Source organism: Colwellia sp. BRX9-1, from assembly GCF_014077195.1.
Classification (GTDB): domain Bacteria; phylum Pseudomonadota; class Gammaproteobacteria; order Enterobacterales; family Alteromonadaceae; genus Colwellia_A.
This window is the reverse complement of sequence record NZ_JACGVM010000002.1, coordinates 313648-330834: the sequence shown is the minus strand read 5'-3', so window position 1 is coordinate 330834 and position 17187 is coordinate 313648. Positions and strand designations below refer to the sequence as shown.

General features: G+C 36.1%; 16 protein-coding genes. 13 read left to right on the top strand and 3 right to left on the bottom strand.

Annotation, left to right across the window (positions count from 1 at the left end; translation table 11 throughout):
- Window positions 1-177: 177 nt before the first annotated feature.
- Window positions 178-2178 (top strand): alpha-amylase family protein, encoded by a 2001-nt coding sequence (locus H4J76_RS04010; RefSeq protein ID WP_182230146.1) that lies wholly within the window; start codon window positions 178-180, stop codon window positions 2176-2178.
- 104 nt (window positions 2179-2282) lie between these two features.
- On the opposite strand, the gene H4J76_RS04005 is transcribed toward H4J76_RS04010, so the two are convergent.
- Together H4J76_RS04005 and H4J76_RS04000 are read right to left on the bottom strand one after the other, a co-directional pair.
- Window positions 2283-2651: a carboxymuconolactone decarboxylase family protein gene (locus H4J76_RS04005; RefSeq protein WP_220465987.1), complete on the bottom strand. Its 369-nt coding sequence runs from the start codon at window positions 2649-2651 to the stop codon at window positions 2283-2285.
- A gap of 15 nt (window positions 2652-2666) precedes the next feature.
- Entirely contained in the window at window positions 2667-3449 is a 783-nt protein-coding gene (locus H4J76_RS04000) for a 3-hydroxybutyrate dehydrogenase (protein WP_182217798.1), read from the bottom strand.
- A 644-nt stretch (window positions 3450-4093) separates the two neighbouring features.
- On the opposite strand from H4J76_RS04000, the gene H4J76_RS03995 reads away from it, so the two are divergent.
- The 10 genes from H4J76_RS03995 to H4J76_RS03950 all read left to right on the top strand — a co-directional run bounded on the left by H4J76_RS03995 (window position 4094) and on the right by H4J76_RS03950 (window position 11083).
- Entirely contained in the window at window positions 4094-4531 is a 438-nt protein-coding gene (locus tag H4J76_RS03995) for a hypothetical protein (RefSeq protein WP_182217800.1), read from the top strand.
- A gap of 24 nt (window positions 4532-4555) precedes the next feature.
- Window positions 4556-4858 carry a hypothetical protein gene (locus H4J76_RS03990; RefSeq protein ID WP_182230145.1) on the top strand — a complete coding sequence of 101 codons (303 nt, stop codon included), beginning with the start codon at window positions 4556-4558 and terminating at the stop codon, window positions 4856-4858.
- A gap of 139 nt (window positions 4859-4997) precedes the next feature.
- The gene (locus H4J76_RS03985) at window positions 4998-6197 is read left to right on the top strand and encodes a serine hydrolase (RefSeq protein ID WP_182230144.1); all 1200 of its coding nucleotides are present in this window, start codon (window positions 4998-5000) and stop codon (window positions 6195-6197) included.
- Between the two features lie 114 nt (window positions 6198-6311).
- On the top strand, window positions 6312-6587 hold the full coding sequence (locus H4J76_RS03980) for a hypothetical protein (RefSeq protein ID WP_182230143.1): 276 nt from the start codon (window positions 6312-6314) through the stop codon (window positions 6585-6587).
- A gap of 108 nt (window positions 6588-6695) precedes the next feature.
- On the top strand, window positions 6696-7028 hold the full coding sequence (locus tag H4J76_RS03975) for a hypothetical protein (protein ID WP_070374205.1): 333 nt from the start codon (window positions 6696-6698) through the stop codon (window positions 7026-7028).
- Window positions 7029-7077: 49 nt separating this feature from the next.
- Window positions 7078-7635: a GNAT family N-acetyltransferase gene (locus H4J76_RS03970; protein WP_182230142.1), complete on the top strand. Its 558-nt coding sequence runs from the start codon at window positions 7078-7080 to the stop codon at window positions 7633-7635.
- 111 nt (window positions 7636-7746) lie between these two features.
- Entirely contained in the window at window positions 7747-8619 is an 873-nt protein-coding gene (locus H4J76_RS03965) for a TIR domain-containing protein (RefSeq protein ID WP_182230141.1), read from the top strand.
- A 476-nt stretch (window positions 8620-9095) separates the two neighbouring features.
- Window positions 9096-9803, top strand: a complete 708-nt coding sequence (locus H4J76_RS03960) for an SDR family oxidoreductase (RefSeq protein ID WP_182217807.1) — start codon at window positions 9096-9098, stop codon at window positions 9801-9803.
- A 326-nt stretch (window positions 9804-10129) separates the two neighbouring features.
- Entirely contained in the window at window positions 10130-10414 is a 285-nt protein-coding gene (locus H4J76_RS03955) for a hypothetical protein (RefSeq protein WP_182217809.1), read from the top strand.
- A gap of 189 nt (window positions 10415-10603) precedes the next feature.
- A complete protein-coding gene (locus tag H4J76_RS03950; RefSeq protein ID WP_182217811.1) occupies window positions 10604-11083 on the top strand; it encodes a hypothetical protein in 480 nt (159 codons plus the stop codon).
- A gap of 123 nt (window positions 11084-11206) precedes the next feature.
- On the opposite strand, the gene H4J76_RS03945 is transcribed toward H4J76_RS03950, so the two are convergent.
- Window positions 11207-12375 (bottom strand): IS3 family transposase gene (locus H4J76_RS03945; RefSeq protein ID WP_182230140.1). Its coding sequence is split into 2 segments (ribosomal slippage): window positions 11207-12117 and window positions 12117-12375, totalling 1170 coding nucleotides; the frame shifts between segments, so codons are not numbered across the junction.
- A gap of 312 nt (window positions 12376-12687) precedes the next feature.
- On the opposite strand from H4J76_RS03945, the gene H4J76_RS03940 reads away from it, so the two are divergent.
- Together H4J76_RS03940 and H4J76_RS03935 are read left to right on the top strand one after the other, a co-directional pair.
- Window positions 12688-13434: a CPBP family intramembrane glutamic endopeptidase gene (locus tag H4J76_RS03940; RefSeq protein ID WP_182217812.1), complete on the top strand. Its 747-nt coding sequence runs from the start codon at window positions 12688-12690 to the stop codon at window positions 13432-13434.
- A gap of 632 nt (window positions 13435-14066) precedes the next feature.
- Window positions 14067-17147, top strand: coding sequence for a chemotaxis protein CheB (locus H4J76_RS03935; RefSeq protein ID WP_182230139.1), 3081 nt, complete (start codon window positions 14067-14069; stop codon window positions 17145-17147).
- Window positions 17148-17187 lie beyond the last annotated feature (40 nt).

Genomic DNA, 17187 nt, shown 5'->3' with positions numbered 1-17187 from the left:
TATCTAGGTCATCATAATTTCAATATAGTTTCTTGTTCGGTAAAACACCTACAAAAAATGGTTGAATACGTATTCATCTTCTTTGATATAGCGCTTTGTTTAAATTTAACGCAACCTGTCTTGGCTATTTAATAAGCAAATATAAACATTAATTTTACATTAGGAATAACAATAAAAATGAAAACTAAAGTAATAAAATCGTTATTAACAACAGGTCTGGCATTAGGCATTGTTTGTCAGGTTCAAGCTGCTGCTCAACCGACTACTTTTGTTCATCTCTTTGAATGGAGCTGGCAAGATGTTGCCCAAGAATGTGAAGATTATTTAGGCCCTAAAGGTTATGCCGCAGTTCAGGTGTCACCACCTAATGAGCATATTCAAGGGGGACAATGGTGGACTCGATATCAACCGGTAAGCTATAAAATAGAGAGTCGAAGCGGTAACCGTGCCCAGTTTGTCGATATGGTGAATCGTTGTAAGGCCGTTGGCGTAGAAATATATGTTGATGCAGTTTTAAATCATATGGCATCTGGCAGTGGTACAGGTACTGCAGGGAGTAATTATGGTAACAAAAGCTTCCCTAATTATGGGCCACAAGACTTTCATGATACTTGTGCCATTACCGATTATAACAATCGTTGGCAAGTACAAAACTGTGAGCTAGTGGGCTTAGCTGACCTCAATACTGGTGCCGCTTATGTACAAGAAACGCTCGCAGGTTATTTAAACGACTTGCAAGATATTGGTGTTACAGGTTTTCGATTTGACGCCTCTAAGCACATGTCATTAGGCGATATTCAAGGAGTATTGTCGAAAGTTAATGGCTCACCTTTGGTGTTTCAGGAAGTGATTGATCAAGGCGGTGAACCCATCACCTCCAGTGAATACCAAAGCACAGGTTTAGTAACTGAATTTAAATATACCACACAGCTGGGTAACACCTTCAAAAATGGCAGCCTAGCATCACTGAGTAGTTTTGGTGAAGCTTGGGGATTTTTACCGAGTAGTTCTGCGGTGGTTTTTGTCGATAACCATGATAATCAACGTGGTCATGGTGGCGGTGGTAATGTGATTACTTTTGAAGATGGCCGTTTATACGACTTAGCGAATGTATTTATGTTGGCTTATCCGTATGGTTACCCAAAAGTTATGTCGAGCTATGATTTCCAGGGTGATACTGATGCGGGTGCTCCAAGTGTTCCGGTCCATAACAATGGTGATCTAGAATGCTTTGGCAGTAGTTGGAAGTGTGAGCATCGATGGTCATATATTGCTGGTGGTGTCGACTTTAGAAATAATACTGCAGATAATTGGAGCACCACAAACTGGTGGGATAATGGCAATAACCAAATTGCTTTTGGTCGAGGTAGTTCGGGTTTTGTCGCAATTAATAAAGAAGATGTTAATTTAACGTCTACGCTAAGTACACAAATGAGTGCAGGTACTTATTGTAACGTTTTAAAAGGGCAATTATCTGCTGATGCTAAATCGTGTAGCGGTGAAACGATTACAGTAAACAACGGTGGAAGTATTAATGCCAATGTGGGGGTTTGGGATGCATTTGCCATTCATCAAGGCGCAAAAATTAATGGTGAAGTAACAGGCCCAGCAACATTGAAACGTACGGTGATATTTATTCAAGCACAAACGCAAAGTGGTCAAGATATGTTTATTCGCGGCGGCATTGATCATAACTACGCCAATAATAATCTTGGTAGAAATTGTCAAACCACTAATTTTGAGTGTGCAATGACTATTCGCCATAACAACTTAAAAAGTGCAACGACAACACCATGGAAAACCAACGAAAGCTACTTAGATTGGTATGGCAGTGAGGCCGCTCAAAGTAGCACCGCTGAAGGAACTCCGCTTGATTGGACCACCAATGCTTGGCCTGCAGGTTGGGGAACAAAGCGTACCGTTGCTAATGATGGTTATGGTGAAGAGCCGTTAAATATTTGGGGTCAACATTACTGGATGTTAGATGTTGATATGGATTGTAGTAAAGCGGTTAATAACAAGTTTGAAGTAAAAGCCTATGTTAAAAATGGTCAAGGTTGGGAAGGTGACATAAACCAAGCTAACACACCTTATGCATCGAGTAATCATTTTGCTGAATGCGGAAAAATCAACAAATTTAACTTCAATAGTAATATCGTAGAAATTCGAAGTTTTTAGAATTTTGTCGCGTTTTTATGATGATTTTTAACTAAATAAGTAAGCAGGCTAGGCAAATTTTTTTGTCTAGCCTTTATAACTTTAAAGCGGTATTTATAGACGATTTATAAAACTTCTTTAGCGGCTCTAAAAGCCTCTTGTGCAGCTGGCGCGCCACAATACACAGCGCTGTGCAGTAATACTTCTCGTATTTCCTCTTTAGTCGCGCCATTATTTAATGCACCACGAATATGCCCTTTAAGTTCTTGAGGAGCTCTTAGTGCTGCCAGCATAGCAATAGTCACTAAACTACGGGTTTTAATATCTAATTCAGTTCGCTGCCAGGTTGCTCCCCAGCCATGATCATTGATGTAGTCTTGCATAGGTTGACTAAAATCATCGGCATTATTAAGTGCGCGGTCAACAAATTCATCGCCCATTACTTGACGGCGAATTTTTTCACCTGCTGTTTTTTCGTTGTTAGCTATCGTCATATATTATCCTGTTATTTATTGGGCGGTCCAAGCACCATCCATGGGAAGTGCCGAACCGGTTATACTACGCGCACTATTACTGCATAAGAATAAAATAAATTCACCAATTTGGCGAGGGTCCATCATTTCAGGTAAGGGTTGCTTAGCCGTTACTAAGGCATACTTGGCTTGTTCGAAGCTAACACTTTTCTGTTGTGCTATATCATTAATTTGATTATTAATTAATGGGGTATCCACCCAACCTGGGCAAATAGAATTAACGGTAATGCCATGCTCGGCACACTCAAGCGCAACGGCCTTCGTTAAGCCAACAATGCCATGCTTTGCTGCAACATAAGCGGATTTATTTAGCGAGGCCACGAGTCCATGAACAGAAGCGATATTAATAATGCGGCCCCAACCCTTTGCTTTCATACCCGGAAGTGACTTTTGAATGGTGTGAAATGCCGCGGTCAAATTGATGGCAATTATCGCATCCCACTTATTTTCAGGGAAAGTATCAATACTTTCGGTATGTTGAATACCGGCATTATTGACCAGTATATCGATAGAGCCCATGACTTGAGTAGCCTTAGTCATAAACACTGAAATATCTTGGGCTAACATTAAATTTGCACTATCAAAAAGTGTCTTGATATTATATTTTTTCGCAAATTCATCGGCTAAGGCTTGGCCTTCTTCGTCAGCCATTAAACCGTGTAGTACCAAATTAATGCCTTGCTCAGCTAAGACATGTGCAGCCGCTAAACCAATACCACTGGTTGAACCTGTGATCAAAGCTGTTTTACCTTTTAGCATAATTATTTTCCTATTTAATTGTGTTATTAGTTTCTTACCGTTTTCGTCAATAAAAAAGTAATTAGACGTGTGAGCCCCTGCGCCGTTGATCATTATTGGGCAAATACTTGCGATAGGGCGGTTTATTAAAGGGCATCAGATAATAGTAAAAGAGTAAGTTTGGCCATCTCGAAAAGGCTATTTAACCCGTTGCTCTAAAATCTTCAGCATTATTCTTATGCTATATATTAATGCAAACAGTTAACTTTTTAATTGGCACCTTAGTACCATAGGTTTAGTCAAATAACTTTGCTGCTGCATTCATCAACAGCTAAAAATCACATCGCCTTTATTAATTGGAAAACAGATCGTTAATTACCCTATGTAAATGAACAGGCATCAGCCTTGATAATATTTCGACAATAAGACTAAGTAAGAAAAATAATTTTTAAGCTAGTAACTTTGTATACTTTCAACAGAGAACGCGTGATAAAACAGTCATAATTTAAAGTTTAGTTAAAATAATGTTAATAAAGGCTTGATGCAATTGAAGGTTATGAGTATTTTATGTTTTCATTATAATCATAGACGGTTAATTATCTGGAGAGAAGGAAGTTTTTGCTCGTCTAATAAGCTGTTTTATTATTACCAAGTTTGGAGTATTAATGAAAAAAATTACATGGACGAATGTTTTAACCATTGCTGGTGCAATCGGTGGGGCAATAATTGGAAATTGGGCAGTAAGTGGTTTATTTAGTGGTGATGCAGGTGAAGATAAAACTAAATTTCTCATGAGTACAGCTAGCGAAATAAATAAGAATCTACCAATGAATGTAGATTCAGAAACAGTTTTAATAGCTACTATTGGTGCAAAAGAAACGTTTACATATAACTATCAATTGCCAAATTATGAGAAAGACAATTTAGATTTAAAAAAATTTGTCGAAACTATGACACCTAAGGTGACGAACTTTGTTTGTTCAACAAAAGAAATGCAAGCATTTAGAGATTTAAATATTTTCATTTCATATAATTACTATGATACTAATCATAAACAGATCACCGAAATAAAGGTCGATACTAAGCTGTGTCAAAAAATATAACGCCCCATTAAACAAGGATGAACAATGGCATTTAAATTTACGTTAGTTTTACTTTTAGTCTTGGGGGTTTCTGGTTGCTCTTCTCATGGTGCAGAAGAGGTTGGTTGCAATTTTGCTTCTGGTTCTACTTATAGTGAACACGATAAAGAAAGCTCTTGGAGCTCTAATTTTATTAGCGATATTTTTGTTGGCTTGTTTAACGTAACCGTGCAAGGTGCCCATAGAAATATCTCCCCCGAGACTTATAATTCGTGTGTTAAGCCAGATGTAGCTACCTGTATAGATCCTGAAGGCAATATAAAAAAAGAGTGCACGTTAACGAAATAGTTAAAGTTAGCTGGCATTTGCTTATAACAGGCCATTTAAGCAGGACTTTTAACCGTTGGCTACTTGCTTCTGCGCGTCGCCTATTTTAGTCCGCGTTAGCTTACAATATAAAACTTGGCATTGATAAAATGGATTTTAAATGAAAATACCTTTGTTAATATTTATTATTTTAAACACGATTACATTCACCGTAGATGCTAACGTTAGTGATGATTTTAGTGAGTTAAACTCTGAAACTCCTGGTTGTGCTGTTGGTGTGGTGAAGAAAGGTGAATTAGTTTATGAGCGCTATTTTGGGCAGGCAAACTTACGCTATCAAGTTCCAATAGATAAGAAAACCGTTTTTAACTTGGGGTCTATTACTAAACATTTTACTGCTGTTTTAGCGTTACAATTAGAGGTGAAAGGCCAACTATCTTTAAATGATTCATTGAAGAAATATTATCCCCAAGGCCCCCGTTGGTTTGAAAATATCAAGTTACATCATTTAATTAATCACCAAAGTGGTCTGCCAGACTATTTAAATGATGAAAAAACTAGGGAGGAACTTGTAAAAAGGGTATCTACCATACCCCATGTACTTGAAGATCTAGTTGTAGGGAAGCCGATTGCACGTGATGTTACTCTAATGCACGTTCTTGATACTATGATGGCGTTATCTGCACCATCATTCAAACCGGGAGAAAATTCAAGTTACAGTAATACGGGTTATTTGTTTTTGGCTGATATACTTGAAAAAGCTAGTGGAATACCTTTTAGTGACTTAGCTAAAAAACAACTATTTAAACCACTTGGAATGTCTTCGACTGGACTTGTGAGTTCACAGACTATTGAAATTCCTTGGAGTGCTACGGGGTATAGTGTTGTAAATTCGCCTACATACAAATATCGACGTAATTCATCAAATCTAATTACCCAGGGCGATGGCGGAATTTTAGCAACGCTTCCTGATTTTGCCAAATGGATAAGTCATTTAATGTCCCCTATTGATGACAAATTATTTTGGAGTACATTCTTGCATCCGATGAAGCCTGTTTCCAACATTGGAGGACTCTCCAGTTTCCAGAATACTGACGACAGTAAAGGTCATTTTATCAGTCAAATATTATCTTCTTTAAAGACCGTTTCTAAAATTGGAGGAGTACCATATAATAATGGACTGTTCATTAGGAAGGTTAAAGGTGAGACAATATATTCTCATAGAGGTTTATCAATTGACTCAATGGGGAGTTACTTTTGGCTTTCACCTAGTCATAATATTGGGTATATTCAACTTTGTAACTTCAGCTTCGATAAACGGCCATCTGTAAACGAAATATTGCATACCTATGCCGATTAGCAAGCAACAACAAATTAAACAAGGACAAAAAGCCGCTGGCTTTTGCTCTTTGGTCGCTATTTTAACTAACCATTATTCCCCCCTTAAATGGGCGTTATATTACAAGGTATTTCCATGCTCTTTTTGATTATTAAACTATCGATGTTAGCTCTTTCATATAAATTATACTTGATGAAAAAGGAACCTTATTTTTCAGCATTATTGTTTAGTATTCCCTTAGCTATTGTTGGTTTAATTATGGGGCATACATTTATGGGGGTTTTTGTTGGCAGTGCCATTTTATTTGCCTTAGCTTTCGTTTGCTTCGTACTTATGTCTAAGTTACCAACAGGGATGCCCGAGTACAGTGTATTAGCTGTAACGGCAATTATTGTTGCATTTGTTATATAGCAAAGGTATTCAAGCTGGGCTTTTAACCGTTGGCTAGCTTACGTTTAGCTTCACATTTTAGCTAACTAAACTTTACCCTTAATTGGGCATTTTTTTACGGAGATTTATGTGAAAAGTTTACTTAAAAGTATTCAATATGGAATGTTAGATTTTATTGAGGGAGAAAATCAACCTGATTACACATCTGATAATGTTACTGATTGCATTACATTACTCTTAGAGTTCATGTCGTCAATGGGATCAGAAATTCAAACTGTTGATAGTACTAAAAATCATATTAAATATTTAATTTTATCTTTGAACGAATTAAACGATGACTGTGGTCAATGTTTAATAGAAACTGACCAACGTGAAGATATTTGTGATTTCATTCAAAAAGTAACAACTAAAGCCAATGTAGAATTTGAAGGTGATGTTACAGAAGAATGGCGAGAGTGGTAAAAATAGTAAGCGACTCAAGTAGGATACTATAGTTCATGGAGGATTTAGGTTGTTATTTCCAGTATTAGAAACTAATCGTTTAAGGTTAGATAAATTAACTACAGAAGATTCAAAGAGCTTATTTGATTTATTCTCAGACAATTCAGTTGTCAAATATTATGATCTGGACGCATTTACTAAACATTCACAAGCGAGTAATTTAATAGAATTCTTTAATGCTCGCTTTACAGAAAACTCTGGTATTCGTTGGGCTATACGCTTAAAAGAAACACATCAATTAATAGGGACTTGTGGGTTTAATACTTGGAGTCCTAAAATGAAAAATGCTGTTATAGGTTACGATTTATTGCCTAAGTTCTGGGGCAGTGGTTACACAACAGAAGCTGTGCATAGAATTGTTAAATCAGCATTTTGTGGTGACTTACCATGCGGAGCATTGAATCGCATTCAAGGTGATACGGTTCCCGGGAATCTAGCCTCAGAGTCTCTTTTACTCAACGTAGGCTTTAAAGAAGAGGGTCTTCGCCGTCAAAGTGGATATTGGAAGAATCAGTTTCACGACCTTAAATGTTTTGGCTTAATAAAGTCAGAGTACGGTGAAACATAAGCTATTAAATAAAATAAATAACCGTTGGCTATTTGCTTCTTCGGTGCTTACTTTAGTCAACAATTATACGCCAGTTAATCGGGCGTTATATGCAGTTCAAGGATCCGAGTAGTGAAGCTGTTAAAAAATAAAATCAATAAACTAGCAGAAATGAGTGAAGCGTTTAATTGGAAAAACTGTAGTAAAAAGCATGATCCTCTTGATCTGACTTTAGGGGAGCCTTTAACTACGTGGGATACGTGGGATACATGGGTAAATGATATAGAAAATATTTTGAAACAAACAGTTAAGCCAAATTCAGAACCTTTTGTTTATTTTAAAGCTGCAAATAATTCAAAGGTAACAGGTAATAGTGAAGACAAATTTGAGTTTGCAAAAGACAATTATATTAAAACATTAAATGCATTAATTTCGTTAATAGATGAAGGCGATATATTTAATGAATTATTAGTTTCAGGGCCACCAAAAAAAACCAATAAATCCAAAGGTTCGACCGAAAAAACAAATGTAACTAACTCCCTAGTACCAAGTAATAATAAAGTACTTATTGTTCATGGGCATGACAATGCTTTAAAAATTGAATTAGCGCTATTTCTTACACAAATCGGAATTCAGCCAATTTTTTTGCACAGAGAAGTGGATGCTGAGCAAAGTCTCATTGAAAAACTCGAGGCCAACAGTGATGTATCTTATGCATTCATATTACTTACCCCTGATGAAGTTTCGTATACGATTGATCAATCTAGTGTTATAGATGCTGAGAGAAAAAAAGTCATTAGAGCCAAACCTAATGTCATTTTTGAGTTTGGTTATTTGGTCGCTAAGCTTGGGAGAAAAAATGTCTGTGTTCTTCATAAAGGCGATGTGGATATACCTGCTGATTTAAGCGGTTTTATATATAAAAAAGTTGATCATAATATCGATGATATTGGGCTATTTTTAATTAATGAAATTAAAGCAGCTGGTTTTAAGCCTGAATTATAATAGCGTCTATGCAGTTACTTAAACGGCCACAAAACATTTGCTTCTCTTGTTCCTGTTATTATAAATAGCTATTTTTACAAGCTTAATAAAGTGCTTTATGACAAAAAATCATGATTATAGATTACAGTAGAGAGCCAACGACCCAGTGCAATAAATGTGGTTTGAGATATAAAATATCTTATTCTATTTGCCCCCATTGTGTCGGTAAAAACAAGGGACAAATTATTCGTGATATTCACATGACACACTCAAAGCAAGCGGAAAAACGTTCGAGTACAGGTAGGCAGTTTTTTTATTTGGCAATTATTCTAGCTTGTTTTTTAATTGTGTTATTTTAGTTTGCTGTTAATCAAACTATAAGCTATTAAAGAGAGACCAAAAACAGTTTTCTGTTGCGCTCTCATATTTGGAAAATATCTACCATTTTAGTAAACCATTTTTGCCTCTAAATGGGGTGTCATATTTAAAGGTTCAACATGAGTGATTTAATTGTATTAATAACGGGTGCTAATAGAGGCATTGGTTTCGAATTAACAAAACAATATCTTATAAATGGGTGGACAGTAATTGCTACCTGTAGAAATGAAAAGGCATCGGCTGACTTAATAACATTGAAGGATAAGTTCTCTGAAAAATTACTCATTGAATTAATGGATATCACCTGTCCAGAAAATATTGAGAGGTTAGCAAATAAACTCAGTGAAGAAAGTATCAAAATAGATTTAATCATAAATAATGCTGGTTATTTAGATCAAGAAAATAAAAGTATTCATGACATTAATTATGCAAATGCTGAAATGAGTTTTAAAGTGAATTCGCTTGGCCCATTGTATTTAACTCATTGTTTTTTGTCTTTGATGAAGAAAAATCGTCTATGTAAAATAGCTATAATTTCTTCTGTTATGGGATCCCTAACACGAGAAAGAAGTGTAGATTGGTATGGTTACCGAATGTCTAAGGCAGCAGCCAACATGCTAGCCGTGAATTTATCCAATGAACTTGTTAATGACAATGTCGCTGTGGTGGCTGTTCATCCTGGTTGGGTTCAAACAGATATGGGCGGTTCTTCTGCAAGAGAAAATGTTAAAGATTCGGCTCTTGGAATTATGAAAGTGATTCTAAATTTATCTATTGATACCACTGGGAAATTTTATGATTTTAAGGGAGAGGAATTACCGTTTTAAAAAGCTATTAAATAGGGATAATTAGATGAAATGGTAATTAACAAAACATTATTATAAAATAAAAAATTAGTTTAAAAATCAACAGTAAAGGCATTAATTAGCAATAAAAGAGTATTTTTTCTTCGTATACTTTTATGGAAGCGGTAATGAGCAGTTTTTCGCGTTTTATTTGTATGACTATTTGCTCACTTTTGGTTTTTATACTCGATCATCAAGACGTTAAAAACTGACAAACGATTAAAGTAGAATAAATAAAAGTTGGTTGTTTCCAATGGCTAGTTATTTTAACTAACAATTTTTAACGACTTAGTAAGATTTTGGATGTGATGAAGTATCTAATTGTTATATACAACAGCGCTAGTTTTGTAGCTTCATTGTGGTGTCTTTCGGCAATAACGCCATTATTGCTTTTAGTGGGCAATGATATTTCTTGGATGTCGATAGTTGCCGTTGGTTTGATTATTCTTTATGGCTCTTCAATATCCTTATTTAGAAAAGAAAAAATAGCTCAAGGCTGTTGGTGTAAATCTGATGCTTTTGCATATGTTGTTGTTCCAATATGTCTATTTACCTATGTTACTTATATGATGCTATCTAGTGTAAACGCCTAAGTTACTCAACATTTAAAGAGTGGCTGACCTTGTATTTAACTTACTATTTTATTCAACCATCTTTAACTTTTGATGAGGTGTTATATTGGAGATGAGCATTGGATATATCATTGAATTTATGATTTATTACTCAATTTTAAACCTAAACAGTGTTATCAAATAGAGTTAACTTTAAAAGGATTTATTAAAGTGCCACATACCTTCGAATCAAAAAATGTAAAAGCAAAGTTATCAATCTCCTTAAATAAACTCGTGTTATTGACTTTTCTAGTGGTGATTGCATATTTTGGCTATGAAAAATATGCTTTACATAATGCTGAGCAAACACAAGCATCCGTTTTTATTTTAACTCCTCAAGTCAATGATATTTACTTTTTAGACATGAGGTTGATTAATAATAAATTGAATCCTAAGCATAAATATAGATTAGCTAAAGTGGTAAGTGTTAGCGGCAGTAATGTGGCTATTGTTTATGGAAGGGTTTTCTATCAATGGCAGAATGCAGTGGTAAATAGCATTAAGTATGATGATTTAAATAATAATAATTATTTTGAGCTAATACCCGATTACATTCCTTTTAGTTTAATTAAAGAAATGAGGGCTAATGAGGCTATTTATCTCGTTAAACGACCTATTCGAAATAAACTTTATGGCAAATTTGTTAATTAAGATATTTAATGAATCTGCCTAGTCGGTTTTAGCTCATTACTGCCGTTGTTATTTCACATGCTAACATTCACTAAAAGTACAAATAAGGCTTTTGACGTGGTCAACCAAATTCAGTCAACCTAGTTAAGCAACCATTTCTAATTCTCTCTCCACTGATTCAAAAACGTTAGGACTTTGATAATCCAGATACGAATGAAGTCGGTGGCTGTTGTACCACATGGTTATGTAATTCAGTACATCTTGCTGTGCGGCATAACGAGTTTCATAATTACGCCAATGAACTCTCTCTTGCTTCAAGCTACCGAAGAAGCTTTCGGCAACGGCATTGTCCCAGCAACATCCTTTTTTACTCATACTGCCAACAAAACCATGTGACTTGAGTAATCGACGATATTGATGGCTGGCATATTGAACGCCCTGATCTGAATGAACTATCAATCCTTCTTTGGGTTGTCGTTGCCAAATAGCCATTGTTAACGCATCACAAACAAGCTGCGCTTTCATTCTTGACCCCATGCTCCAACCCACGACTTTTCGTGAATATAAATCAATCACGACACATAAATATAGCCAACCTTCTGATGTCCAAACGTAGGTGATATCACCTACCCACGCTTTATCTGGCGCTTCAACAGCAAAGTTTTGCTTTAGCTCATTTTGATAAATGGGTTTGTTATGGTCGCTGTTCGTTGTTGCCTTGTATTTCTTTTTATAACGAACCCAAACGTTCGCTTCTTTCATTAGTTGAGCCGTTTTACGTCGACTAACCGGAAAGCTTAATGTATTGAGTACTTTTTTAATCCGTCTAGCGCCATAAGTATTGTCGCTGAATTTAGCAATATCTTTGATCAACGCAATCATTTCTTGATGTGTTGGATCATCAGCGGTACTTACTTTACGCTTTTGAAAGCTATAGAAATTATTACTTTTAACACCCAGTACGTGACACATTACGACCACAGGCCAGATCTTCTTATGTTGGGTAATGAACGAATATTTTACTTCGTTTCTTTGGCAAAGAAGACCGTCGCTTTTTTTAGGATCTCACGCTCCATTTCTAAACGTTTTACTTGAGCTTTTAGGTTACGGATTTCTTCCTGCTCGGGTGTTAATTTCCCGTTTCCACGAAAAGCGTGACCATTCTCATTGTCAGCTTCTTTGATCCAACGACCTAGCATATTAGGATTAACACCTAAGTTTCTTGAGGCTTCTGCTTGGCTATAGTTTTGCTCAACGACTAAAGCGATAGCATCAAGTTTGAATTCTTTTGAATATTTTTTACGTTTTGTCATTTTCGATCTCCAATTAAGATTATTATCTCTTAACTAGGTAGTCGAATCCATTACACCACGTCATTTCTCTTACTATAAATCAGCATACAAATCGGCTTCCCTAATAATATCGCTGACTTTTGCAAATATAATGGTTGGAGCTTCTAAGGTCTCCACTTAAATGACAGGATCTTACTGCCTGTTTTATTGGACCTAATAGATATACAGGTTAATTTTACCAGTAAGTAGGGTTCGACAATTACGTTTTAATATTATGCATTGAGATTAATTTCTCAATCGTTTTGTTTTTTTCAATTGGATTTTAATATATTTATGAGTATATCAAAGGTTAATAACGCATCAGCGGCATTAAATAAGATGATGTTATCGGTATTGTCAATGTTATCGATATTACTGTTAGCTCTAGCACTACCGATATTTTCAACCTTTATTGTGTTTATATCAGGTCTTGGCTCAATATTTTTAGATGATGTACATACTATTGAACAGCTGAGCACGAATCTAGGCTTTAATTTTACAACATCAATAGTTTCGGTACTTTTAATGCTACCCCTTCTTCAGTATTATCTTTCCGCAAAAAATAAAGAAAATATAGTTAACCGATTAGCTTTAAGATCTATAACGTTAACACGACTAATAATGACCTTATTAGCCGTGTTAACCTTCTCATTATTTGAATATTTTATATTTCGTATGGGCATTTTTGAAACGCCAAGCTTTATGCTCGACTTTTTAGAATCAATAGATACAGGTCTTGAAATTACATTACTTATTTTAACGGTTGGAATCGTAGGTCCTTTTTTTGAAGAAATTATTTTTAGGGGGATCGCCTTCTACAAGTTAGAACAAATCTCCCTAAATCCAACGTTCATCATTGTCATTACCAGTTTAGCGTTTACCTTGATACATTCTCAATATGAACAAACAGAGGTATTTATTTTACTCTTCTTATCTTCATGCTTATTAGGATTGATTAGATATGTAAGTGGGAATTTATGGTATTGCATATTTGGTCACATGGTCATGAATATTATAGTGGTTGCAGAAAATTTTTTATAAAAGACTAAAACAACTTCCTCTTCCTATAACCATAAAGCGTTTTTAAGCTATTTTATAATGTCTGTTACCTTTAAGGGTAATGTCATTAGGGGCAGGGTAGCTCTTTCAACAAAATGTTAGTAATAACACCTAAGCATCAACGGCAATTTTTAACGAGCTGACCACCTAAAATCAATTGATACTATCAAAGGTAGCATTAATAATGTAAGGGTGAATGACCTCTATCTGACTACTTGTGAGGCGTTTTCAAGCTCAAATCCGCCAATGAAATTTTATTTCAGAAAGCTATCCAGTAATTCGAGGTCGTAAACTTACTGAAGTCACAGGTTTACTTCATCAGCACTGAATACAAAGTAGGTCTTCGTGTTTGAAAGTCATCTTTGCAAACATATTGACGACATAAATCTTATATTTCTCTTTTGTAAAGAAAATAACTCCAAATAGAATTTATGTAGTAAATTTGTTCAATATGAGTCTAATTGTTATTTGAGGTTTAAGAACTCTTCAATCAATCACCATGACAGTATTTTTAGTTCATCGCAGCCAATGATTAACCTGAATTTATTGAATTTTCATCATATTCGGCGCATTATCTATAAACGCCACCCTAAGAATAAAAATACCCACACACAATGAAAAAATCTAAAGATGTTGTTTCTGAACAACAGGTTGATGAGAAAACAGAGAATAAAACGTCGTCTACTGTTGATGTTTTCCCTATCATTGGTATTGGTGCTTCTGCTGGCGGTCTTCAAGCCATCGAACGATTTTTAAGTAATGTGCCTGCTGACTGCGGCATGGCCTTTGTTGTGGTGCAACACTTAGACCCTAACCACAAAAACATCCTGTGTGACTTATTGCAACGCATGACTCCCTTAGATGTACATCAAATTACCGATCATATGGTGATTATGCCCAATAATGTGTACGTGATACCACCTGCCTGCGATCTAACTATTCTAAATGGAACATTAATTTTATTCGCTCGTGTTAACCCGCATGGTTTGCAATTGCCTATTGATTCTTTTTTCACTTCTCTGGCAGCCGATAGAAAGGAGGATAGTATTGCTGTTATTCTTTCAGGTATGGGGGCAGACGGTACGTTAGGTTTGGAGTCGATCAAAGATAAAGCAGGTGCGGTATTTGTGCAAAGTCCTGATACAGCCGAGTTTGACAGTATGCCCAAAAATGCCATTGATACCGGATTAGTTGATGCCGTAGCACCAGCAGATGAGTTAATGAGTTATATCGTTAACTATGTAAATAAAGTGCCGTTGCCGATTGAAGATTACAATAAAAATAAAGAAGATATTGAAAAGGTGATGGTATTACTACGTGCTCATACCGGACAAGATTTCTCGCTTTATAAAAAAACCACTATTAATCGTCGTGTTGAAAGACGTATGGCCTTGCATCAGCTTTCCAACATACCCGACTACGTACGTTATTTACGGACTAATCCCCAAGAAAATGAATTACTCCTTAAGGAATTACTGATTGGTGTTACTAACTTTTTTCGCGACAATACTGTTTGGAAAAAACTAGAAAATGAGGTGATCCCCTCGCTTTTTTCTGAATATCCAGAGGGAGGTACATTGCGTGCTTGGGTTCCTGCTTGCTCTACCGGAGAAGAAGCCTATACCCTCTCAATTGTGTTTCAAGAAGCTTTTAAAAAATTTAACTCGACCAAACATTTTGAACTACAGATTTTTGCTACTGACCTCGATATAGATGCCGTAAACAAAGCTAGAATGGGGATTTACAGCAATAGTATTCGCGCCGATATTTCCAAGGAACTATTAGACCTATATTTTGTGAAAGTAGACGGTGGCTATCAAATAGGCCAACAGGCACGAGAAAGTGTTATTTTCGCCCAACAAAATTTGGTGATGGATCCCCCATTTACCAAACTTGATATCATCAGTTGTCGTAACTTGCTCATCTATCTAGAGCCAGAGTTACAAAAGAAACTGTTTCCCTTATTTCATTACAGTTTAAAACCGTCTGGAGTGCTTGTTTTAGGAACGTCTGAAACCATTGGAAACGAAGAGTCACTGTTTACTCTTTTAGAGGGAAAACAGCGTATTTACAAACGACGTGAGACATCACAGCCTTTTAATGTAATGAAATTTCCGGTTAACGAAGTGAATAGTTATTCTCATGAGTTAAAGCCAGAAAAAAATGTGCCCGTTAACCCCCAAGATACAGTTACTATGAACTTAGAAGATTTACTCCAATCCTTATTACAAGAGAATTTTACTCCGGCGGCTCTACTAACCACTGAAAAAGCGGATGTCATTTATATCAACGGAAAAACTGGGAAATATTTAGAGCCAGCGGTAGGCAAGGTGAATTACAACCTTTTCTCAATGGCACGTGAAGGCTTGGCGGCACCATTGAACGAAATATTTAATCGCGCGGTGCGCCTGAAGAAAAAGTTAGATATAACGAACGTTGAGGTTGTCAGTAACGGTAATATTATTCTGGTCGATGTGAGGGTACAACCACTATTAGATTCATCAGCATTAGGCCCTATGGTTCTTGTGTTGTTTACGACTTCCGCAACGCCCATTGCACCCATTAAAACATCGCTCAAAGGTAATCTAGCCAAAGAACATAGTAATGAAATAGAAAAACTAAAAAATGTATTGTCGCAGGGCAGGGAAGAACTGCGACTTACCACTAACGAAATGCAGGTTGCACAAGAGAATCTTAAATCTACCAACGAAGAATTACAAAGTACGAATGAGGAGTTTCAAAGCACTAACGAAGAGCTTACAACCTCCAAAGAAGAAATGCAGTCGATGAATGAAGAGTTAAGAGCGGTTAATCATGAGCTAAACATCAAAGTCAATGAATTGTCTCAAGCGAGAGATGATTTAAAAAATCTACTTAATAGTACTAGCATCGCCACGCTTTTTTTAGACAATGAGCTCAATGTACGTCGTTTCACCCCAGAAACAATTAAAATTTTCAAACTCATTCCTAGTGATGTCGGTCGCCCTATTACAGACTTGGTCAGTTCATTAATTTATCCTAAGTTGTCAGAACATACGGATGAAGTACTACGAAGCCTGATATTTCATGAAGAAGAAGTAACAACTCATGATGGTCGTTGGTATATTGTACGCATTATGCCCTATCGCACGCAGGAAACTCTAATTGATGGCGTGGTTATAACTTTTAGCGATAATACTATTAACAGGAATGCAAGTATTGCTATGGCTGTGTCAGAATCTCGCTTTCGTTTGCTATTTGAGAATTCATCTCATGCCGTTGCCTACAAGAACATACTAATGGAAGGCGACAAAGCGGTTGATTTCAACTATCTTGAAGTAAACAATGCTTACGCGGGCATAACTGGATTACATCATGTAGCAGGGAAAAAAGGCAGTGAAGTCGTGCCAAATATCCTACAATCTAACGCTGAATTTATGGCCGCTTGTGGTCGCGTAGCAATGTCAGGAAAGTCTGAAAAATTTGAATATTACGTTAAAGAGTCTAGGCAGTGGTTTGTTTGTGCAATGTACTCACAAGAGCAAGGCCTATTCGTTTGTGTGACCGAAAATATTACTGATAAAAAACAAAATATTAGCACGTTGGATGATGTTAAGGTGATGTTGGCACAAGGTGATAACACCTCGGCAAAGGCAATGAAAAAAATGCTCGTTAATGTACAAAATACACTAGAAAAACTGCTAATACTGGAATAATTGAGTATCACATAAAGGTAAATGCCCGATGAGTAAGAGT